General features: G+C 37.7%; 21 protein-coding genes. All 21 read left to right on the forward strand.

Annotation, left to right across the window (positions count from 1 at the left end):
* Positions 1 to 24: 24 nt before the first annotated feature.
* The 21 genes from xerC (at position 25) to rbfA (ending at position 22,769) form a co-directional block, all read left to right on the forward strand.
* The gene (xerC, locus tag MHH66_RS07675) at positions 25 to 924 is read left to right on the forward strand and encodes a tyrosine recombinase XerC (RefSeq protein ID WP_078184477.1); all 900 of its coding nucleotides are present in this window, start codon (positions 25 to 27) and stop codon (positions 922 to 924) included.
* Positions 925 to 966: 42 nt separating this feature from the next.
* Positions 967 to 1,509, forward strand: coding sequence for an ATP-dependent protease proteolytic subunit HslV (gene hslV, locus MHH66_RS07680; RefSeq protein ID WP_002014538.1), 543 nt, complete (start codon positions 967 to 969; stop codon positions 1,507 to 1,509).
* A gap of 22 nt (positions 1,510 to 1,531) precedes the next feature.
* Complete coding sequence (gene hslU, locus MHH66_RS07685; protein ID WP_002167751.1) at positions 1,532 to 2,923, forward strand: ATP-dependent protease ATPase subunit HslU; 1,392 nt, start codon at positions 1,532 to 1,534, stop codon at positions 2,921 to 2,923.
* A 77-nt stretch (positions 2,924 to 3,000) separates the two neighbouring features.
* On the forward strand, positions 3,001 to 3,780 hold the full coding sequence (codY, locus tag MHH66_RS07690) for a GTP-sensing pleiotropic transcriptional regulator CodY (RefSeq protein ID WP_002014541.1): 780 nt from the start codon (positions 3,001 to 3,003) through the stop codon (positions 3,778 to 3,780).
* Between the two features lie 354 nt (positions 3,781 to 4,134).
* Positions 4,135 to 4,836, forward strand: a complete 702-nt coding sequence (gene rpsB / locus MHH66_RS07695; RefSeq protein WP_002088178.1) for a 30S ribosomal protein S2 — start codon at positions 4,135 to 4,137, stop codon at positions 4,834 to 4,836.
* Between the two features lie 103 nt (positions 4,837 to 4,939).
* Positions 4,940 to 5,827, forward strand: a complete 888-nt coding sequence (gene tsf / locus MHH66_RS07700) for a translation elongation factor Ts (protein ID WP_002088177.1) — start codon at positions 4,940 to 4,942, stop codon at positions 5,825 to 5,827.
* A 66-nt stretch (positions 5,828 to 5,893) separates the two neighbouring features.
* Entirely contained in the window at positions 5,894 to 6,616 is a 723-nt protein-coding gene (gene pyrH, locus MHH66_RS07705) for a UMP kinase (RefSeq protein WP_002014544.1), read from the forward strand.
* 3 nt (positions 6,617 to 6,619) lie between these two features.
* Positions 6,620 to 7,177, forward strand: a complete 558-nt coding sequence (gene frr, locus MHH66_RS07710; RefSeq protein ID WP_000531506.1) for a ribosome recycling factor — start codon at positions 6,620 to 6,622, stop codon at positions 7,175 to 7,177.
* Between the two features lie 85 nt (positions 7,178 to 7,262).
* Entirely contained in the window at positions 7,263 to 8,039 is a 777-nt protein-coding gene (locus tag MHH66_RS07715) for an isoprenyl transferase (protein ID WP_002014545.1), read from the forward strand.
* A gap of 17 nt (positions 8,040 to 8,056) precedes the next feature.
* Entirely contained in the window at positions 8,057 to 8,848 is a 792-nt protein-coding gene (gene cdsA, locus MHH66_RS07720) for a phosphatidate cytidylyltransferase (RefSeq protein WP_002088171.1), read from the forward strand.
* 23 nt (positions 8,849 to 8,871) lie between these two features.
* The gene (gene dxr, locus MHH66_RS07725; RefSeq protein WP_002014547.1) at positions 8,872 to 10,014 is read left to right on the forward strand and encodes a 1-deoxy-D-xylulose-5-phosphate reductoisomerase; all 1,143 of its coding nucleotides are present in this window, start codon (positions 8,872 to 8,874) and stop codon (positions 10,012 to 10,014) included.
* A gap of 17 nt (positions 10,015 to 10,031) precedes the next feature.
* On the forward strand, positions 10,032 to 11,288 hold the full coding sequence (gene rseP / locus MHH66_RS07730) for an RIP metalloprotease RseP (protein WP_002088169.1): 1,257 nt from the start codon (positions 10,032 to 10,034) through the stop codon (positions 11,286 to 11,288).
* A gap of 109 nt (positions 11,289 to 11,397) precedes the next feature.
* Positions 11,398 to 13,098, forward strand: coding sequence for a proline--tRNA ligase (locus MHH66_RS07735; RefSeq protein WP_002128803.1), 1,701 nt, complete (start codon positions 11,398 to 11,400; stop codon positions 13,096 to 13,098).
* A gap of 124 nt (positions 13,099 to 13,222) precedes the next feature.
* Entirely contained in the window at positions 13,223 to 17,524 is a 4,302-nt protein-coding gene (locus MHH66_RS07740) for a PolC-type DNA polymerase III (protein WP_060749551.1), read from the forward strand.
* Between the two features lie 333 nt (positions 17,525 to 17,857).
* A complete protein-coding gene (gene rimP / locus MHH66_RS07745; protein ID WP_002088165.1) occupies positions 17,858 to 18,328 on the forward strand; it encodes a ribosome maturation factor RimP in 471 nt (156 codons plus the stop codon).
* A 17-nt stretch (positions 18,329 to 18,345) separates the two neighbouring features.
* Positions 18,346 to 19,452 carry a transcription termination factor NusA gene (nusA, locus tag MHH66_RS07750; RefSeq protein ID WP_002014554.1) on the forward strand — a complete coding sequence of 369 codons (1,107 nt, stop codon included), beginning with the start codon at positions 18,346 to 18,348 and terminating at the stop codon, positions 19,450 to 19,452.
* Between the two features lie 11 nt (positions 19,453 to 19,463).
* The gene (gene rnpM, locus MHH66_RS07755) at positions 19,464 to 19,736 is read left to right on the forward strand and encodes an RNase P modulator RnpM (RefSeq protein WP_002088161.1); all 273 of its coding nucleotides are present in this window, start codon (positions 19,464 to 19,466) and stop codon (positions 19,734 to 19,736) included.
* A complete protein-coding gene (locus tag MHH66_RS07760; protein WP_002033679.1) occupies positions 19,737 to 20,048 on the forward strand; it encodes a YlxQ family RNA-binding protein in 312 nt (103 codons plus the stop codon).
* Positions 20,049 to 20,052: 4 nt separating this feature from the next.
* Positions 20,053 to 22,119: a translation initiation factor IF-2 gene (infB, locus tag MHH66_RS07765; protein WP_002014558.1), complete on the forward strand. Its 2,067-nt coding sequence runs from the start codon at positions 20,053 to 20,055 to the stop codon at positions 22,117 to 22,119.
* On the forward strand, positions 22,116 to 22,397 hold the full coding sequence (locus tag MHH66_RS07770; RefSeq protein WP_063219178.1) for a DUF503 domain-containing protein: 282 nt from the start codon (positions 22,116 to 22,118) through the stop codon (positions 22,395 to 22,397). The genes infB and MHH66_RS07770 overlap by 4 nt, the downstream gene beginning before the upstream one ends.
* A gap of 15 nt (positions 22,398 to 22,412) precedes the next feature.
* The gene (gene rbfA, locus MHH66_RS07775) at positions 22,413 to 22,769 is read left to right on the forward strand and encodes a 30S ribosome-binding factor RbfA (RefSeq protein WP_000776437.1); all 357 of its coding nucleotides are present in this window, start codon (positions 22,413 to 22,415) and stop codon (positions 22,767 to 22,769) included.
* Positions 22,770 to 22,828 lie beyond the last annotated feature (59 nt).

Raw genomic sequence — 22,828 nt, forward strand, 5'->3', positions numbered from 1 at the left:
TTTATTGAGGTGAATTATATGGATGTGAATGTGAAGAAATTGTTACAATTATTCGTTGGTTATTTACAAATTGAAAGAAATTATTCAAAATATACAATTGCAAGTTATCAAAATGATTTAGAACATTTTGTGCAATTTATGGAGCGAGAAGGCATATCCTCTTTTTTAGATGTTACATACGCGGATGTTCGTTTATACTTGACGACGTTGCACGATCAGAAGTTAGCCCGTAAATCTGTCGCAAGGAAAGTATCAAGCTTACGAAGTTTATATCGTTTTTTGATGCGTGAAGGTTATCAAAAAGATAATCCGTTTGCACTTGCGTCACTTCCCAAGAAAGAATTGTCAATCCCAAAGTTTTTATATGCTGAAGAGTTAGAGGAATTGTTTGAAGTTTCTGATACAGGGGCACCATTAGGTCAAAGGAATCAAGCTTTATTAGAGTTGATGTATGCAACTGGGATTCGTGTAAGCGAATGCGTTAATTTGCAACTTACCGACATTGACTTTGCAGTGGGAACAATTTTAGTGATGGGAAAAGGGAAAAAACAAAGATATATTCCGTTCGGAAGCTATGCACAAGATGCTTTAATTACTTATATAGAGAACGGGAGAAAACAGTTAGCTCAAAAGACTGAAGAACAATCTCATATGGTATTTTTAAATGCGAAAGGTAAGCCGTTAACAGATCAGGGTGTACGTTATGTTTTGAACGAACTCATTAAGAGAGCTTCACTTACAATGCGGATAAGTCCCCATATGTTAAGGCATACATTTGCTACACATATGTTGGATGAAGGAGCGGATTTACGTACTGTGCAGGAGCTATTAGGTCATGAGAATTTGTCAACCACACAAATTTATACGCATGTCTCTAAAGAAAGATTGCGTTCTGTGTACATGAAGCATCACCCGCGGGCATAAATTGCTTTTAAGGCTATAAAAACATATAAAGGAGTTTTTTCTATGGGAAATTTCCACGCTACAACGATATTTGCAGTTCATCATAATGGAGAATGTGCAATGGCTGGAGATGGTCAGGTAACGATGGGAAATGCTGTTGTAATGAAACATACAGCTCGCAAAGTTCGCAAACTTTTCCAAGGGAAAGTTTTAGCTGGTTTTGCAGGATCAGTTGCTGATGCATTTACTCTTTTTGAAATGTTTGAAGGAAAATTAGAAGAGTATAATGGCAACTTGCAGCGCGCTGCAGTTGAGATGGCGAAACAATGGCGTGGTGATAAAATGCTACGTCAGCTAGAAGCAATGCTCATTGTCATGGATAAAACAACGATGCTCCTTGTTTCAGGTACAGGAGAAGTGATTGAACCAGATGATGGTATTTTAGCAATTGGTTCAGGCGGACATTATGCACTTGCTGCTGGTCGTGCTTTAAAGCAACATGCAAGTGAACATTTAACAGCGAAACAAATTGCGAAGGCCAGTTTAGAAATTGCAGGCGATATTTGTGTTTATACGAACCACAACATAATTGTTGAAGAATTGTAGAATCGTAAGGGAGGCATTTTATATGCATTTACATTTTACTCCGCGTCAAATTGTGGAAAAATTAGATCAATACATCATCGGTCAAAAAGATGCAAAGAAAGCGGTTGCTGTAGCTCTACGAAATCGATACCGTCGCAGTAAATTAGTTGAAAATTTACGTGATGAAATTGCACCTAAAAACATTTTAATGATTGGACCGACAGGTGTTGGTAAAACAGAGGTAGCACGGCGAATGGCGAAACTCGTTGGAGCACCTTTTATTAAGGTTGAAGCGACGAAATTTACAGAAGTTGGATATGTGGGTCGAGATGTAGAGTCGATGGTCCGTGACCTTGTTGAAACGTCTGTTCGTATTGTGAAAGAGGAAATGGTAGTTAAAGTTCAAGATAAAGCAGAAGAGCAAGCGAATCAACGTCTTGTTGAAATTTTAGTGCCGAGTCCGGAGAAGCAATCTGGATTTAAAAATCCATTAGAAATGCTTTTTGGTGGTAATCAAAATTCAAACCAAACATCTGATGCACAGGAAGATGATGAAATCGAAAAGAAACGTCAAGATGTGGAAAGAAAGCTTGCGGCAGGCCTTCTTGAAGATGAAGTGATATCGATCGAAGTGACGGAACAACAGTCTTCTATGTTTGATATGTTGCAAGGAACTGGCATGGAGCAAATGGGAATGAATTTCCAAGATGCACTAGGAAGTATCATGCCGAAAAAAACGAAAAAACGTAAACTTTCTGTAAAAGAAGCAAGAAAACTCTTGACAAATGAAGAGGCACAGCGCTTAATTGATATGGATGAAGTTACACAAGAGGCTGTTTATCGTGCTGAACAGCTCGGGATTATTTTTATCGATGAAATTGACAAAATTGCTGGTAAGCAGTCGAATAGCGTAGATGTATCGCGTGAAGGTGTGCAACGTGACATTTTACCGATTGTAGAAGGATCGAATGTAGCAACGAAATACGGATCAGTAAAAACGGATTATATTTTATTTGTTGCAGCTGGAGCGTTCCATATGTCTAAACCGTCGGATTTAATTCCGGAATTGCAAGGGAGATTTCCGATTCGAGTAGAATTAACAAAATTATCGGCGGATGATTTTGTTAAAATATTAATCGAGCCTGACAATGCGCTAATTAAACAGTACACGGCGTTATTAGCGACTGAAGGTATAGAAATTGAATTTTCAGACGAAGCTATTCGTAGGATTGCTGAGATTGCTTATCAAGTTAATCAGGATACAGATAATATTGGAGCGAGAAGACTTCATACTGTTATGGAGAAGCTCCTTGAAGATTTATCGTTTGAGGCATCTGAAATTACGTTAGAGAAAATAACGATAACACCTCAATATGTTGAGGAAAAATTAGCGACAATAGCTAAAAATAAAGATGTGAGCCAGTTTATTTTGTAATAGTGTCATCAGGTGACTCGCCCTAGTTTCCAAGTGATGAAAAAATATGTAAGTAACATGTAGGAGGAAATTTTGAAATGGAATTATTAGCAAAAACGAGAAAATTAAATGCGTTATTACAGAGCGCAGCAGGAAAGCCTGTAAACTTTAGAGAGATGTCTGACACAATGTGTGAAGTAATTGAAGCGAACGTGTTCGTTGTAAGTCGTCGCGGTAAATTATTAGGATATGCGATTCACCAACAAATCGAAAACGAACGTATGAAGCACATGCTTGCAGAGCGTCAATTCCCAGAAGAGTATACGCAAAGTTTATTCAATGTTACAGAAACATCTTCAAATTTAGGTGTGGATAGTGACTACACAGCATTCCCAGTAGAAAATAGAGAATTATTCGGTCAAGGTTTAACTACAATCGTACCAATCGTTGGTGGCGGTGAGCGTCTAGGTACACTAGTATTAGCTCGTCTTGGTCAAGAGTTCTTAGACGATGATTTAATTCTTGCTGAATACAGCTCAACTGTTGTAGGTATGGAAATCTTACGTGAAAAAGCAGAAGAAATCGAAGAGGAAGCACGTAGTAAAGCTGTTGTTCAAATGGCGATTAGCTCATTATCTTACAGTGAGTTAGAAGCAATCGAGCATATCTTCGAAGAATTAAATGGAACAGAAGGTTTACTTGTTGCAAGTAAAATTGCTGATCGCGTAGGAATTACTCGTTCGGTAATCGTAAATGCACTACGTAAATTAGAAAGTGCTGGTGTTATTGAGTCTCGCTCTTTAGGTATGAAAGGAACATACATTAAAGTGCTAAACGACAAGTTTCTACAGGAACTTGCTAAATTAAAAACAAACTAATTTATAAAAAAACTCTCCTCGCTTGAGGAGAGTTTTTTGTTTTTTTAAGTGAATGATTTTGCTTACGTAAGGCGTCATGACAACATTCATTAGAAAACTATTAATTAACCTTCAATTCCTTGCTTAAAGGAATTGAAGGTTGGTAATACTAGGATTTGAGCGTGAAAAAAAGAAAGTTTTACATTGTTCGCATTTTCGACTTGATTGTAATATTTCAGTATGATATAGTAAGCAGTGGTGTCAGTACAAAGTACACACGTTTACTGATTTAAGTGTTGGTGCTACGTTCGTAGTTTCGCTTAGAGATGAAGTAAACGGAGGATATCAAAAAAACCATTTAGGAGGAACTAAATTATGTCAGTAATTTCTATGAAACAATTGCTTGAAGCTGGTGTTCATTTCGGACATCAAACTCGTCGTTGGAACCCAAAAATGAAGCGTTACATCTTCACAGAGCGTAACGGTATCTACATCATCGACTTACAAAAAACTGTGAAAAAAGTTGAGGAAGCTTACAGAACGATGCGTGACATCGCTGCTGAAGGTGGAGACATTTTATTCGTAGGTACTAAAAAACAAGCACAAGAAGCTATTAAAGAAGAAGCAACTCGTGCTGGTATGTACTTCGTTAACCAACGTTGGTTAGGTGGAACTTTAACAAACTTCCAAACAATCCAAAAGCGTATCAAGCGTCTTAAAGATATCGAAAGAATGCAAGAAGATGGTACTTTCGAAGTACTTCCTAAGAAAGAAGTTGTTCAACTTAAAAAAGAGTTAGAGCGTCTTGAGAAATTCTTAGGCGGTATTAAAGATATGAAAGGTCTTCCAAGTGCATTATTCATAGTAGACCCTCGTAAAGAGCGTATTGCAGTTGCTGAAGCACGCAAATTACACATTCCAATCATCGGTATCGTTGATACAAACTGTGATCCGGACGAAATCGATCACGTTATTCCAGCAAACGATGATGCAATTCGTGCTGTAAAACTTCTTACATCTAAAATGGCAGACGCGATCCTTGAAACAAAACAAGGTGAAGAAACTGTTACTGCGTAACAAATTTGGAAAGGTGATAAGGGGTTCGGCCTTTTATCACCTTTTTTAAGGTATAAACACCTTTATAAAAGGTATAAATACATATTTTAGGAGGATGAAAAATATGGCAATCACTGCACAAATGGTAAAAGAACTTCGCGAAAAAACTGGCGCAGGTATGATGGACTGCAAAAAAGCTTTAACAGAAACTAACGGCGACATGGAGAAAGCAATTGACTTCTTACGTGAAAAAGGTATTGCGAAAGCTGCTAAAAAAGCAGACCGCATCGCTGCTGAAGGTTTAACTTTCATCGAAACAAACGGTAACGAAGGTTTAATCTTAGAATTAAACTCTGAGACTGATTTCGTTGCGAAAAACGAAGGTTTCCAAGCGTTAATTAAAGAATTAGCTGCTCACTTATTAGCTAACAAACCTGCTAACGTTGAAGAAGCTATGGCTCAAACAATCGAAGGCGGCAAAACAGTAGAAGAGCACATCAACGAAGCAATCGCTAAAATTGGTGAAAAACTTACACTTCGTCGTTTCGAAATCGTATCAAAAACTGATGCTGATGCATTCGGCGCTTACCTACACATGGGTGGACGTATTGGTGTATTAACAGTTCTTGAAGGTTCTACTGACGAAGCAGCTGCTAAAGATGTAGCAATGCACATCGCAGCAGTTAACCCTAAATACATCGACCGAGATGCTGTAACAGCTGAAGAAGTTGAGCATGAGCGTCAAGTATTAACACAACAAGCTTTAAACGAAGGCAAGCCTGAAAAAATCGTTGCGAAAATGGTAGAAGGCCGTCTTGGCAAATTCTTTGAAGAGATTTGCTTACTTGACCAAACATTCGTTAAGAATCCTGACATGAAAGTTCGTCAATTCGTTGAGTCTAAAGGCGGAACATTAAAAGGATTCGTTCGCTACGCTGTTGGTGAAGGTATCGAAAAACGCGAAGACAACTTTGCTGAAGAAGTAATGAACCAAGTAAAAGGTAACAACTAATACAGATTAGGGAACACATTGTGTTCCCTTTTTTAAAATAAAGATGTAAGCAATTGGAGGTTCATTATGAGTAAACCGAAATATAATCGTGTCGTTTTAAAGCTGAGCGGAGAAGCTTTAGCTGGCGAGCAAGGATTTGGAATTAACCCAGCTGTTATTAAGTCAGTTGCGGAACAAGTGAAAGAAATTGCAGAACTTGATGTAGAGGTTGCTGTTGTTGTTGGTGGCGGTAACATTTGGCGTGGGAAAATTGGAAGTGAAATGGGCATGGATCGTGCAGGAGCAGATTACATGGGCATGTTAGCAACAGTTATGAATTCATTAGCTCTTCAAGATAGCTTAGAGAATATTGGAATTCAAACTCGCGTACAAACTTCAATTGAGATGCGTCAAGTGGCAGAGCCTTACATTCGTCGTAAAGCAATTCGTCACTTAGAGAAAAAACGTGTTGTTATCTTTGCTGCAGGTACAGGTAACCCATACTTCTCTACAGATACAACAGCAGCATTACGTGCAGCTGAAATCGAAGCGGACGTTATTTTAATGGCGAAAAATAATGTGGATGGCGTATATAGTGCAGATCCATCTATTGACCCAACAGCTACGAAATACGAAACACTTACTTACTTAGATGTATTAAAAGCAGGTTTAGGTGTAATGGATTCTACAGCTTCTTCTTTATGTATGGATAATGATATTTCATTAATTGTATTCTCGGTTATGGAAAAAGGTAACATTAAACGTGCCGTTTTAGGCGAAAATATTGGAACAGTTGTAAGGGGGAAATAAATTATGGGACAACAAGTATTGAAGTCTTCAAATGAAAAAATGGAAAAAGCAGTTGCTGCTTATTCTCGTGAATTAGCAACAGTTCGCGCTGGTCGTGCAAGCTCGTCTGTATTAGATAAGGTACAAGTTGATTACTATGGTGCACCAACACCAGTTGTGCAATTAGCGAACATTACAGTTCCAGAAGCACGTTTGCTTGTAATTCAACCTTATGATAAAACTTCTATCGGTGATATTGAAAAAGCAATTTTAAAAGCAGATTTAGGCTTAAACCCTTCTAATGATGGAACTGTAATTCGTATTGCATTCCCTGCATTAACAGAAGAGCGTCGTCGCGATCTTGTAAAAGTTGTGAAGAAATATGCTGAGGAAGCAAAAGTTGCTGTTCGTAACGTACGTCGTGACAGTAATGATGACCTTAAGAAGCTTGAAAAAGCTGGCGACATTACAGAAGATGATTTAAGAGGATATACTGAAGATATCCAAAAAGAAACAGATAAATATATTGCAAAAGTTGACGAAATCGCAAAAAACAAAGAAAAAGAAATTATGGAAGTGTAATAGCGATAATTTCGCAAATATGACCCTCTTCTTAAGGGGGTCTTTTTACACTTTTAGGCATACGTCTGCTTGTTGGAGGGTATGAATGATGTTTAAAAAGTTTCCTTTTTTTAAAAGTAAAAAGGTCACATCGTTTGATCATCTCATTGAAAAAGTGAAAAAAGGATATATCCCAGAACATATTGCTATTATTATGGATGGTAATGGAAGATGGGCAAAGAGAAGAGCCATGCCTCGCATTGCTGGTCATCATGAAGGTATGCAAGTTGTGAAGAAAATCACAAAATTTGCAAGTAAGCTTGATGTGAAAGTATTAACTCTTTATGCTTTTTCGACTGAGAACTGGAAAAGACCGAAAAAAGAAGTTGATTATTTGATGAAGCTTCCAGAAGAATTTTTAGGTGCATTTTTACCAGAGTTGATTGAAGAAAACGTACAAGTCCGAGTAATAGGGCAAAAAGATCGTCTTCCTACGCATACGCGCAGAGCGATGGAAAAAGCCATGGAAGATACGAAAGAGAATACGGGATTAATTCTTAATTTCGCGTTAAACTATGGAAGTCGAGATGAAATCGTTTCTGCTGTGCAACATATGATGAAAGATAGTGAGGAAGGAAAAATTCGTTCGGAAGAAATAAGTGAAGAAAAGATTTCTTCTTACTTAATGACGAGTTCTTTACCTGATCCAGAGTTGTTAATCCGTACAAGCGGAGAGCTACGTATTAGTAATTTCATGTTATGGCAAATTGCTTATTCGGAATTTTGGTTTACAGATGTGTATTGGCCAGATTTTACCGAGGAACATTTGCTAAATGCGATTACAGACTTTCAACATAGAGGGCGCAGATTCGGAGGCGTGTAGAAAGAGAGGGTTTGGTAGTGAAACAGAGAATTATTACTGGAGTGATTGCTGCCGCGCTATTCATTCCCATCGTAATTTACGGTGGCGTGCCTTTTACAGTTTTAGTGTATGCACTTGCTTCTATAGGTTTATATGAATTAATTCGTATGAACAAGCTTACGCTTATTTCGGTACCAACAGTTTTAGCTGCAGTATTATTGTGGATTATTTTAATTCCGAGTAGTGCATCAGAACTGTTTACGTGGATTGGGTTAGGTAAATTAGAAATCACATTTGTGATTGTTTTATTACTTTTATCATATACAGTCCTTTCTAAGAATACATTTACTTTTGACAATGCTTCATTTTTACTTATGGCAACGACATATGTTGGAATGGGATTCTTATATTTAAATGAAACGAGAATATTAGGAATCAAATATGTGTTCTGTGCACTATTTGTCATATGGGCAACTGATTCAGGTGCATATTTCATAGGGAAAGCATTTGGAAAAAGAAAATTATGGCCAGAAATTAGTCCGAATAAAACGATTGAAGGTTCATTAGGCGGTATTGTTTGTGGAATTGTTGTTGCACTTGTTTACAATATGTTCTTCCCAGTTGAAGCGAATGTAGGAGTTTTAATCGTTCTGACGATTATCATTTCTATTTTTGGACAAATTGGTGATTTAGTGCAATCTGCATTTAAACGCCATTATGGTGTAAAGGATTCAGGTACAATTTTACCTGGACATGGTGGTATTTTAGATCGAACAGATAGTTGGTTATTTGTGTTACCAATTCTATACTTCTTATTACAATACAATTAATAAATGAACGAGGGGTTGGAGTCATGAAAAACATTAGTTTACTAGGTGCAAGCGGATCAATCGGTACACAAACATTAGATGTGTTACGCTCGCACCCAGACCAATTCCGTCTCGTTGCTTTTTCTGTAGGGAAAAATGTTGATTATGCAGTAAAGGTAATTCAAGAATTTTCCCCGCAAATTGTCTCTGTGCAAAGAGAGGAAGATGTTTTAAAATTACAAGCTGTTTCTGGTAATACAAAAGTAGTATATGGTAGCGAAGGCTTATTAGAAGTAGCGCTGCACCCAGATACAGAAATTGTAGTGAATGCTGTTGTAGGTAGCGTAGGGTTGTTACCGACACTCCGCGCAATTGAGGCGAAAAAAACAATTGGAATTGCAAATAAAGAAACGTTAGTAACTGCAGGGCATCTTGTAATGGAAGCAGCACGAAAACATAATGTATCGTTACTTCCAGTAGACAGTGAACATTCAGCTATTTTTCAATGCTTGAATGGTGAAAATGAAAAAAGAATCTCTCGCTTAATTATAACTGCTTCAGGCGGAAGTTTTCGTGATAAAACGAGAGATGAATTGCATCAAGTGACCGTAGAAGATGCACTTCGTCATCCAAACTGGTCAATGGGTTCGAAAATTACAATTGATTCTGCTACAATGATGAATAAGGGGCTAGAAGTAATTGAAGCACACTGGCTTTTTGGTATCCCTTATGAGCAAATCGATGTTGTTCTACATAAAGAAAGTATTATTCATTCTATGGTTGAATTTGAAGATCGTAGTGTAATGGCACAGCTTGGCTCACCTGATATGCGAGTACCGATTCAATACGCGCTTACATATCCTGATAGATTGCCTCTTTCAGACACGAAACAGTTAAATTTATGGGAAATGGGAACATTGCATTTTGAGAAAATGAATCAAGAGCGTTTCCGTTGTCTACGTTTTGCGTATGAAGCTGGAAAGACAGGTGGAAGTATGCCGGCTGTAATGAACGCGGCAAATGAAGTAGCTGTTGAAGCTTTTTTACAAAAGAGAATTGGTTTCTTAACAGTGGAAGACCTCATTGAAAAAGCAATGCACCATCACACTGTCATTGCACGTCCGAGCTTAGAGGAAATTCAGGAAATTGACGCAGCCACAAGACGGTTTGTGATGGAACAAATTTAGCAAAGGTGGTTATGGAATTGAATACAGCGATTGCCTTTATATTAATTTTCGGTGCACTCGTATTTTTCCATGAGCTAGGGCATCTATATTTCGCAAAAAGAGCAGGTATTTTGTGCCGCGAGTTTGCGATTGGTTTTGGTCCGAAAATATTCTCATTTGAAAAGAATGAAACGGTGTATACGATTCGATTACTGCCCCTTGGTGGCTATGTAAGAATGGCTGGCGAGGATGCGGACACAGTTGAGTTAAAACCTGGAAAAAAGGTTGGACTTGTATTAAATGAAAAAGACGAAGTTGTGAAATTAGTTTTTGACGGACATGAAAAATATCCAAATGTTCGTGTCATTGAAGTCGAACAAGCTGATTTAGAGCATAATCTTACAATTTTGGGTTATGAAGAGTACGAGGAAGAGCTGCAAACATTCCGAGTAAATGAAAAAGCTCGTATCATTTCTGCGGGAGAAGAAATTCAAATCGCTCCGTACAATAGACAATTTGGCTCTAAAAAATTGGGCCAACGTGCTCTAACAATCTTTGCAGGTCCTGCAATGAACTTTATTCTAGCATTTGTTATTTTTGTGATTCTTGGATTTGTACAAGGAGTTCCTGTTGACAAACCAATGGTCGGAAAAGTAATGGAAAATAGTGCTGCAGAACAAGCTGGATTAAAAGAAAACGATACGATTCAAGCAATCAATGGGAAAAACACTAGTACATGGAAAGATGTTGTAACGATTGTACGTGAAAACCCAAATAAAGAAATTACGTTACATGTAAAGCGTGATAGTGAGCAATTTAATGTGAAAGTAACACCAACGCTTGATAAAGAAGGAAAAGACGAAGTTGGTAGAATTGGTGTTTATTCTCCTGTAGAGAAAACAGTGATGGGTTCTATTAAATCAGGGTTTGAACAAACATACGAATGGACGAAACTAATTTTTGATTCGCTTGTGAAATTAGTAACGGGTCAATTTTCTATTAATGAGTTGTCAGGTCCAGTAGGAATTTATAATCTAACAGATCAAGTTGTAGATTATGGATTTACGCGTGTACTAAGTTTAGCGGCAGTTTTAAGTATTAACCTTGGTTTATTTAATTTATTACCAGTCCCAGCTTTAGACGGTGGACGTTTGTTCTTCTTCTTAATTGAAGCATTACGAGGAAAACCAATTGATCGTCAAAAAGAAGGAATGGTTCACTTTATTGGGTTTGCATTATTAATGTTGCTTATGTTAGTTGTAACATGGAATGACATCCGTAAGTTTTTCTTGTAAAATAAGAAGAAGTTTATAATGAAATAGAGCTCATAGAATAAAATCCCTCACCTAACTCGAGGTGAGGGATTTTATTGCGTGTAAGAGTAAAATGAAGAGGTGCGAATAAATGAAACAAAGTATGGTATTCAGTCCTACATTACGTGAAGTTCCAGCAGATGCTGAAATTAAGAGTCATCAATTATTACTTCGCGCAGGGTTTATGCGTCAAAATGCTTCTGGTATTTATAGTTTTCTACCATTTGGTTTAAAAGTGTTACACAAAGTAGAACGTATTGTTCGTGAAGAAATGGAGCGCGCAGGGGCAGTAGAACTATTAATGCCAGCTATGCAAGCTTCTGAATTATGGCAAGAATCAGGCCGTTGGTATTCTTACGGATCAGAATTAATGCGTATGAAAGATCGTAATGCTCGCGAGTTTGCGCTAGGGGCAACTCATGAGGAAGTAATTACAGATCTTGTACGTGATGAAATTAAATCATACAAAAAACTACCATTAACATTATATCAAATTCAAACAAAATTCCGTGATGAGCAAAGACCACGTTTCGGTTTATTACGCGGAAGAGAATTTTTAATGAAAGATGCGTATTCTTTCCATGCAACACAAGAAAGTTTGGATGAAGTATATAGCGGTTTATACAAAGCGTATTCTAATATCTTTGCTCGTTGTGGTTTGAATTTCCGTGCAGTTATCGCTGATTCTGGAGCAATGGGTGGAAAAGATACACACGAATTTATGGTGTTATCTGATGTAGGTGAAGATACAATTGCGTATTCTGATACATCTGATTATGCGGCAAATATTGAAATGGCTCCTGTTGTTGCTACGTATACGAAGAGCGATGAAGCCGAAAAAGCACTTGAAAAAGTAGCAACTCCAGATCAAAAAGCTATTGAAGAAGTATCTGCATTCTTAAATATCGCAGCGGAAAAATGCATTAAATCTATGGTGTTTAAAGTAGATGCGAAATTAGTAGTAGTACTTGTTCGTGGCGATCATGAAGTCAATGATGTAAAAGTGAAAAATGTATACGGAGCTTCAGTCGTTGAGCTTGCTTCACATGAAGAAATAAAAGAGTTATTAAACTGTGAAGTGGGTTCTTTAGGACCGATTGGTGTTACAGGGGATATCGAAATTATCGCTGACCATGCTGTAGCATCAATTGTCAACGGATGTTCAGGAGCGAACGAAGAAGGGTTCCATTATGTAAATGTAAATCCAGAACGTGACTTTAAAGTAAGTCAATATACAGATTTACGCTTCATCCAAGAAGGAGACCAATCTCCAGATGGAAATGGAACAATTCTTTTCGCACGTGGAATTGAAGTTGGTCATGTATTCAAATTAGGAACTCGTTATAGTGAAGCAATGAACGCAACGTTCTTAGATGAAAACGGAAAAACAAAACCACTTATTATGGGTTGTTACGGTATCGGTGTATCTCGTACAGTGGCAGCAATTGCAGAGCAGTTTAATGATGAGAATGGTTTAGTTTGGCCGAAATCTGTTGCACCGTTCCATGTGCATGTAATTCCGGTAAATATGAAATCTGATGCACAACGTGAAATGGGTGGAAATATCTATAACTCATTACAAGAGCAAGGATACGAAGTATTACTAGATGATCGTGCAGAACGTGCAGGTGTTAAATTTGCAGATGCAGATTTATTCGGCCTTCCAGTTCGCGTGACAGTTGGTAAAAAAGCAGACGAAGGTATTGTAGAAGTGAAAGTACGTGCTACAGGCGAGTCTGAAGAAGTGAAAGTAGAAGAACTTCAAACATATATTGCTAATATTTTAAAATAAGAAGAGGTACCTCGTAATGAGGTACCTTCTCTTTCTTTGTAAACGTATTTTGTAAAAGAAGAAGGAAGAAATCTTTCTTTGTAGTACGTTTCAATTTATAATAGCAAATGGAAGGAGAGTGCTTATGTCATTAACAAATGAACAACAAGAGCGATTTCAAATTTTGCTCCAACAGTTGCAAATACCAGAAGACCTTATAAATCAATATTTACATGGCGGTGGTATTGAAAAGCTAGTTATTGATAAAGCGAATAAAAGTTGGCATTTTGACTTACAAGTGCCACGTATTTTGCCGACAGAATTATATGAGTTGCTAGAAACAAAGCTTAAGCAATCATTTTCTCATATTGCAAGAACAACATTTGCATTAGAAGCAGAGAATAAACAATTTACAGAAGAAGAAGTGAAGGCATATTGGCCGCTTTGTACAGAACGAATTACATTTTCACCTATGTTCGCGTACTTAAAGAAGCAACTTCCGCAGGTCAATGGCGTGAAGTTGCTATTAAATGTGAATAATGAGCTGGAATCTACTACTTTAAAGAAAAACGTTGCGAAACCAGTAGGTGATCAATACGAAGCTTTTGGATTCCCGCGTTTTCAGTTAGACACACATATAAAGCAAAATGCAGAAGAAATGCAAAAGTTTCGTGAGCAAACACAGGAAGAAGATCGTCAACGAGTTATACAGGCTATGGAAGAGATGGCTAAAAGGCAAGCTGAAGAAAGTGATGTTGTTCACGAAGGACCAGTTGTACTTGGTTATCTTATTAAGCCAGATGAAGAGATTACGCCGCTGCGTGAAATTCAAGATGAAGAAAGAAGAAAAACCGTTCAAGGGTATGTTTTCCATGTAGAGACGAAAGAACTTCGTAGTGGACGTACATTATTAACTTTAAAGATAACTGACTATACGGACTCTATTATGATTAAGATGTTCTCACGTGATAAAGAAGATATCCCGATGTTACAATCCTTGAAAAAAGGAACTTGGGTAAAAGCGCGTGGTTCAGTTCAAAATGATACATTCGTGCGTGATTTAGTTATGATCGCAAATGATATAAATGAAATAACGGGACCTTCTCGTAAAGATAAAGCAAAAGAAGGGGAAAAAAGAGTAGAACTTCATCTTCATACTCCAATGAGTCAAATGGATGCTGTTACTTCTGTTTCTAAGCTCGTTGCCCAAGCCGGAAAATGGGGGCATGAGGCTATTGCAGTTACAGACCATGCTGTTGCACAGTCGTTCCCAGAAGCATATTCTGCTGGTAAAAAGGCTGGAGTTAAAGTTCTATATGGTGTAGAAGCAAATTTAGTTAATGATGGTGTGCCGATAGCATATAACGAAGCACATCGTCTACTTGCAGAAGAAACATATGTTGTCTTTGACGTTGAGACAACAGGGTTATCTGCTGTATATGATACAGTCATTGAGTTAGCTGCTGTAAAGATAAAAGGTGGAGAAATTATTGATCGCTTTGAATCTTTCGCAAATCCTCATCAGCCATTATCGGCGACGATTATTGAATTAACAGGTATTACAGATGATATGTTAACTGATGCACCAGAAGTGGACGAAGTGTTTAAAAAGTTTGAGGAATGGATGGGTGACCATACACTTGTTGCTCATAACGCAAGCTTCGATATGGGCTTTATTAACGTAGGTTTTAAAAAGGCTGGGATAGAAAAAACGAAAAATCCAGTTATTGATACGTTAGAACTTGCACGGTTCTTATTCCCAGAAATGAAAAATCATCGATTAAATACGATGTGTAAAAAGCTTGATATTGAATTAACGCAACATCACCGTGCGATTTATGATACAGAAGCAACAGGATATTTACTTGTGAAGATGTTAAAAGATGTGATTGAAAAGGGATTTGAATATCACGATCAACTAAACGATAGTATGGGACAAGGGGATGCGTATAAACGTGGGCGTCCAAGTCATATGACGTTACTTGCCACATCAGATGTTGGGTTGAAAAACTTATATAAACTTGTTTCATATTCTCACCTGAATTACTTTTATCGTGTACCACGTGTACCACGATCACTATTAAAAAAATATCGCGAAGGCATTTTAGTAGGAACAGCTTGTGACAAAGGTGAAGTATTTGAAGCTATGATGCAAAAAGCGCCTGAAGAAGTAGAAGAAATTGCACAGTTTTACGATTACATTGAGGTTATGCCTCCAGAAGTGTTACGTCATTTAGTGGAACGTGAACTCGTTCGAGATGAAGGACAGTTAAAAACAATAATTTCTAACTTAGTAAAACTAGGTGAGACGTTAGATAAGCCAGTTGTTGCTACTGGGAATGTCCATTATTTAGATCCAGAGGACGCGATATATCGGAAAATTTTAGTCAGTTCGCAGGGAGGAGCTAATCCGTTAAATCGCCATTCATTACCGCCTGTACATTTCCGTACAACAAATGAAATGCTAGATTGTTTTTCATTCTTAGGTGAAGACAAAGCAAAAGAAATTGTTGTGACAAATACACACAAGATCGCATCATTAATTGGTGATGTTCGTCCAGTAAAAGATGATTTATACACACCGAAAATTGAAGGTGCTGATGATGAAACACGTGATATGAGCTATATAATGGCAAGAAGTATCTATGGAGATGAACTACCGGAAATTGTAGAAGCTCGTTTGGAAAAAGAATTGAAAAGTATTATTGGACATGGATTCGCCGTTATTTATTTAATTTCACATAAGCTTGTGAAAAAATCGTTAGTGGACGGTTATCTAGTAGGTTCGCGTGGATCGGTAGGTTCATCATTTGTTGCAACGATGATGGAAATTACAGAAGTAAACCCATTACCACCGCACTATGTATGTCCAAAGTGTAAACAATCAGAGTTCTTTAATGACGGTTCTGTAGGTTCTGGTTTTGATTTACCAGATAAAGAATGCCCAACATGTAATGTTCCATATGTGAAAGATGGGCATGACATTCCTTTCGAAACGTTCCTTGGATTTAAAGGGGATAAGGTACCGGATATCGATTTGAATTTCTCCGGAGAATACCAACCACGCGCCCATAACTATACGAAATTACTGTTCGGTGAAGATTATGTATACCGCGCAGGAACAATTGGTACGGTTGCGGAAAAAACCGCTTATGGGTATGTGAAAGGTTATGCTAATGATCATAACTTAACAATTCGAAATGCAGAGATTGATCGCTTAGTTGCGGGATGTACAGGTGTAAAGCGTACGACCGGACAGCATCCAGGTGGTATTATCGTTGTACCAGATTACATGGATATTTTTGACTTTTCACCAATTCAGTTTCCGGCTGATTCAATAGGTGCTGAGTGGAGAACAACGCACTTTGACTTCCACTCAATTCATGATAATTTATTGAAACTTGATATATTAGGACACGATGATCCGACTGTTATTCGTATGCTTCAAGATTTAAGTGGTATTGACCCGAAAACAATCCCAACGGATGATCCAGAAGTAATGAAAATTTTCTCTGGTCCAGAGTCTTTAGGGGTAACGGAAGAACAAATTAATTGTAAAACAGGTACACTTGGTATACCAGAGTTTGGTACGAAATTCGTAAGACAAATGTTAGAAGAAACGAAACCAACGACGTTTTCAGAGCTTGTCCAAATTTCTGGACTGTCCCATGGTACAGATGTATGGTTAGGTAATGCGAATGAATTAATTTATAACGGTACGTGTACACTGAGTGAAGTTATCGGTTGTCGTGATGACATCATGGTATATTTAATTTATCAAGGCTTGGATCCATCATTAGCCTTCAAAATCATGGAGTCGGTGCGTAAAGGTAAAGGTGTACCAGAAGAATGGGAAGAGGAAATGAGAAATAACAATGTACCAGGTTGGTATATTGATTCATGTAAGAAGATTAAGTACATGTTCCCTAAAGCCCATGCGGCTGCTTATGTACTTATGGCTGTACGTATTGCATACTTTAAAGTACATTTCGCACTTTTATTCTATGCGGCATATTTTACAGTTCGTGCAGATGACTTTGATGTAGAGGCGATGGCGAAAGGTTCAGCATCCATACGTGTAAAAATTGATGAAATTGCACAAAAAGGATTGGATGCAGCACCGAAAGAGAAGAGTTTATTAACGGTACTAGAAATGACACTTGAAATGTGTGAGCGTGGTTATTCATTCCAAAAGGTTGATTTATACCGCTCGCATGCAACCGAATTTATAATTGATGGGGATACTTTAATTCCTCCATTTAATGCAGTTCCCGGTCTTGGTACAAACGCAGCTTTCAGTATTGTTGAAGCTCGTAAAAATGGTGATTTCTTATCAAAAGAAGACTTACAGCAGCGCAGTAAGGTTTCTAAAACGATTATTGAGTATTTAGATGGTCAAGGTTGTCTAGGAGATTTACCGGATCAAAACCAATTGTCACTGTTCTAATAGGTAGGAAAAATCTTTGCAAATCAACATTTGCTATGGTATACTATAAACCGAGATAACCATGTCATGTATATTTTGTGAAAAAGAGAGTGGGGAAACCCACTCTTTCGTGTTACTATCTACATTTTGCTTATGTAGATAGTAAAGATATTTCTGTCGTATATACATATTTTGTTACAAGTTTTACTTCTTAAATTTGGTAATACTAAGACAGATATTCCCTGCTTAACGGCAGGGGCTTTTGTTAGCTAACGAGAAAGAATAAGATAGACCGTCTTTATGAACGGGATCTTTTCTTGTAAATGGTACATGGCGGCAGGAAGGAGGCTGTTTATGGATAAGAAAGTCACAGAAATTGTAGAAGCATTTGCGCAGCCAATCGTTGAAGAGTTAAATCTTGAACTTGTAGATGTAGAGTATGTGCAAGAAGGACAAGACTGGTTCTTACGCGTATTCATCGATTCTGAAAAGGGAGTCGAAATTGAAGAATGCGGTGCGGTAAGTGAACGTTTAAGCGAAGCTTTAGATAAAGAGGATCCAATTCCTCATCTTTACTTTTTGGATGTATCATCTCCTGGAGCGGAACGTCCATTGAAGAAAGAGAAAGACTTCCAGCAAGCGGTAGGAAAACAAGTGGCAATTAAAACATATAAGCCGATTGATGGTGAGAAGATGTTTGAAGGAAAGCTACTTTCCTACGACGGTAATACAATTACACTACTATTAACAATTAAAACACGTAAAAAAGAAATCCAAATTCCAATGGATAAAGTTGCAAATGCGCGACTTGCTGTTACGTTTTAGTAAGAAGGGGGATCTTCATGAGCACTGAGTTGTTAGATGCTTTGCTCGTATTAGAGTCAGAAAAAGGTATTAGCAAAGATATTATTATTGATGCGATTGAAGCAGCATTAATCTCTGCTTATAAACGCAATTTTAACCAAGCACAAAACGTTCGTGTGAGCTTTAACCCAGAAGTGGGAACAATTCAAGTTTTAGCACGTAAGGACGTTGTAGATAATGTGTTTGATCCACGTCTTGAAATCTCTGTAGAAGAGGCAAGACAAATTAATCCAAACTACCAAGATGGTGACGTACTAGAAATTGAAGTAACGCCAAAAGATTTTGGTCGTATTGCAGCGCAAACTGCAAAACAAGTTGTAACACAACGAGTTCGTGAGGCGGAACGTGGTGTAATTTATTCAGAATTTAGTGATCGTGAAGAAGACATTATGGTTGGTATTGTACAGCGCCAAGATGCTCGTTTCATCTATGTAAGCTTAGGTAAAGTAGAAGCTTTATTACCTGTAAGTGAGCAAATGCCAAATGAGCAATATAAACCACATGATCGTATTCGCGTATTTATTACAAAAGTAGAAAAGACAACAAAAGGACCACAAATTTACGTATCACGTACACATCCTGGTCTTTTAAAACGTTTATTCGAAATGGAAGTTCCAGAAATTTATGATGGAACTGTAGAAATTCGCTCTGTAGCACGTGAAGCAGGCGACCGTTCTAAAATTTCTGTATATGCAGAGAATATCGATGTTGATCCAGTAGGTTCTTGTGTAGGACCGAAAGGACAACGTGTACAACGCGTTGTAGATGAACTAAAAGGTGAAAAGATTGACATCGTTCGCTGGTCGAATGACCCAGTTGAATATGTTGCAAATGCTTTAAGTCCATCACAGGTTGTTAAAGTACTTGTAGATGAAGCAGAGAAAGCAACAACTGTTGTTGTTCCAGACCACCAGCTTTCATTAGCGATTGGTAAGCGTGGACAAAATGCGCGTCTTGCAGCTAAATTAACAGGCTGGAAAATTGATATTAAAAGTGAGTCTGATGCGAAACAACTTGGTATTGTGACAGAAGAAGATAGCGTAATCGCATTCGGATTCGATTCAGCTGAAGACGAAATCGAATAGAGGTGATGAGTATGAGCAATCGAAAAGTTCCGTTACGAAAATGTATTGCGACGCAAGAGATGAAATCAAAACGAGAGCTAGTTCGCATTGTTCGTTCCAAAGAGGGCGAAGTGTCTATTGATTTATCAGGAAAAAAATCAGGACGAGGTGCATATTTATCAAAAGATAAAGAAAGCATTATTCAAGCCCAAAAGAAAAATATTTTGGAACATCATCTAAAAGCGAAAATCGACAGTTCTCTGTACGAAGAGCTTCTTGAGCTTGTTGAGAAGGAGTCGAAATAAGTGTCTGATTGGAAATCATTTTTAGGACTAGCAAACCGCGCTCGAAAACTTATTTCGGGTGAAGAACTCGTTTTAAAAGAAGTACGAAGTGGCAAAGCAAAGCTAGTATTGCTTTCTGAAGATGCGTCAGCGAACACTACAAAACGTATCATTGATAAAACCACGTACTACAACATACCAATGAGAAAAGTCGAAAATCGACAACAATTAGGGCATGCGATTGGGAGAGACGAGCGAGTCGTTGTAGCTGTTTTAGATGAAGGCTTTGCGAAAAAGCTACGTAGCATGCTCGATACAAATTACCGGGGGTGAAGGTATGAGTAAAATTCGAGTACATGAATATGCAAAAAAAAATAATATCTCAAGTAAAGATCTTATGACAAAACTAAAAGAGATGAATATCGAGGTTTCGAATCATATGACAATGTTAGAAGATGAAGTAGTAAACAAATTAGATAATCAATATAGCGCTGGAGCGGAAAAACCTTCTGTTGCAGATGAGTTTGAAGTAGAAGAGAAAGTTGTTCGCAGTAAAAAGAACAGCAATAAGAATAAGAAAAAAGGCAAAGCAAATGAAGATAAACGTCAAGATAACTTTGCTGGAAGACAACAAACACCAATAGTAGAAACACCAGATAAAATCACTTTCTCTGGAAGCCTTACAGTAGGTGACCTTGCTAAAAAGTTAAGCAAAGAGCCATCTGAAATTATTAAAAAGCTCTTCATGCTAGGAATTATGGCGACAATTAACCAAGACTTAGATAAAGATACAATTGAGTTAATTGCTACTGATTACGGTATTGAAGTAGAAGAAGAAGTAGTTGTAAGTGAAACTGAATTTGAAACATTCATCGATGAGCAAGATGATGAAGAAAACTTAAAAGAACGTCCAGCTGTTGTTACAATTATGGGACACGTTGACCATGGTAAAACAACATTGCTTGACTCTATCCGTAATTCAAAAGTAACTGCTGGCGAAGCTGGTGGAATTACTCAGCATATCGGTGCATACCAAGTTGATGTAAATGATAAGAAAATTACGTTCTTAGATACACCAGGTCACGCGGCATTTACAACAATGCGTGCTCGTGGTGCACAAGTAACAGATATTACAATTCTTGTTGTTGCAGCTGATGACGGTGTTATGCCACAAACAGTTGAAGCGATTAGCCATGCGAAAGCAGCTGGAGTACCAATTATTGTTGCTGTGAATAAAATGGATAAACCAGCGGCAAATCCTGATCGTGTAATGCAAGAATTAACAGAATATGAATTAGTTCCAGAAGCTTGGGGCGGAGACACGATTTTCGTACCAATTTCTGCAATTCAAGGCGAGGGAATTGACAACTTACTAGAAATGATCCTTCTTGTGAGTGAAGTAGAAGAATATAAAGCAAATCCAAATCGCTATGCAGCTGGTACTGTAATTGAAGCACAGCTTGATAAAGGTAAAGGAACTATCGCGACATTACTTGTTCAAAACGGTACACTTCGAGTTGGAGATCCAATTGTTGTTGGAACATCATTCGGTCGTGTTCGTGCAATGGTAAGTGATATTGGTCGTCGTGTAAAAGTTGCTGGTCCATCAACTCCTGTTGAAATTACAGGTTTAAATGAAGTGCCACAAGCGGGAGATCGTTTCATGGCATTCGCTGATGAGAAGAAAGCTCGTCAAATTGGTGAATCACGTGCACAAGAAGCGTTAGTTGCACAACGTGGTGAGAAATCTAAATTCAGCCTGGAAGATTTATTCCAACAAATCCAAGAGGGCGATGTAAAAGAAATTAACTTAATTGTGAAAGCAGACGTACAAGGTTCTGTAGAAGCAATGGCAGCATCACTTCGTAAAATTGATGTTGAAGGCGTAAAAGTAAAAATTATCCATACAGGCGTAGGTGCGATTACAGAATCTGATATTATTTTAGCTTCTGCATCTAATGCAATTGTAATTGGATTTAACGTACGCCCTGATGTGAATGCGAAGCGTACAGCTGAATTAGAGAAAGTTGATGTTCGTTTACACCGTATTATCTATAAAGTAATCGAAGAAATTGAATCAGCAATGCAAGGTATGCTGGATCCAGAATTCGAAGAAAAAGTAATCGGTCAAGCGGAAGTTCGTCAAACATTCAAAGTAACAAAAGTTGGAACAATCGCAGGTTGTTACGTAATAGACGGTAAAATTACACGTGATAGTGGCGTTCGTATTATCCGTGATGGCGTAGTAGTCTTCGAAGGAAAACTTGATACGTTAAAACGTTTTAAAGACGACGTAAAAGAAGTTGCACAAAACTATGAGTGTGGTATTACAATTGAGAGATATAATGATCTTAAAGAAGGGGACATCATTGAAGCATACGTTATGGAAGAAGTGAAGCGATGATTATCGCTTCACTCTCATTCGAGTGTATGATTTACGATGTGCATTCTTTAAAAGAGAAACGAGCAATTTTGCAACGTGTGTTAACTCGTGTGAAACAGCGCTATAATGTAGCTGTTTCTGAAGTTGGGCATCAAGATGTATGGCAACGTACAGAAATTGCAATTGTTTCCGTATCCTCAAATCGTGTTGTCTGTGAAAAAGAAATGAATCGTGTACTTGAGTATATCGATTCATTTCCTGAAATTGAACGTACGATAACACATTTTGAATGGTATTGAATGAGGTGAAGAGTTATGAAATTACGTGCGAACCGTGTGGGCGAGCAAATGAAAAAAGAATTAGGCGACATTATCAGTCGTAAAATTAAAGACCCACGTATTGGATTTGTTACAGTAACAGATGTACAAGTGAGTGGAGATTTACAAATTGCTAAAGTATACATTTCTGTTTTAGGTGACGAAGAACAGAAAGAAAATACATTAAAAGGTTTAGCGAAGGCAAAAGGCTTTATTCGTTCAGAAATTGGCCAACGTATTCGTCTTCGTAAAACACCAGAAATTACCTTTGAGTTTGATGAGTCTATCGGATATGGTCATCGAATTGATACACTTTTACATGAAATTAATAAAGACGGTAAACGTGAAGAATAATGGATAGACATTTGTCTATCCATTTTTTCAATGTAAAATAAGTTTTGCATAATTGCAAT

The organism is Bacillus sp. FSL H8-0492 (genome assembly GCF_038006145.1).
Taxonomy (GTDB): domain Bacteria; phylum Bacillota; class Bacilli; order Bacillales; family Bacillaceae_G; genus Bacillus_A; species Bacillus_A mycoides.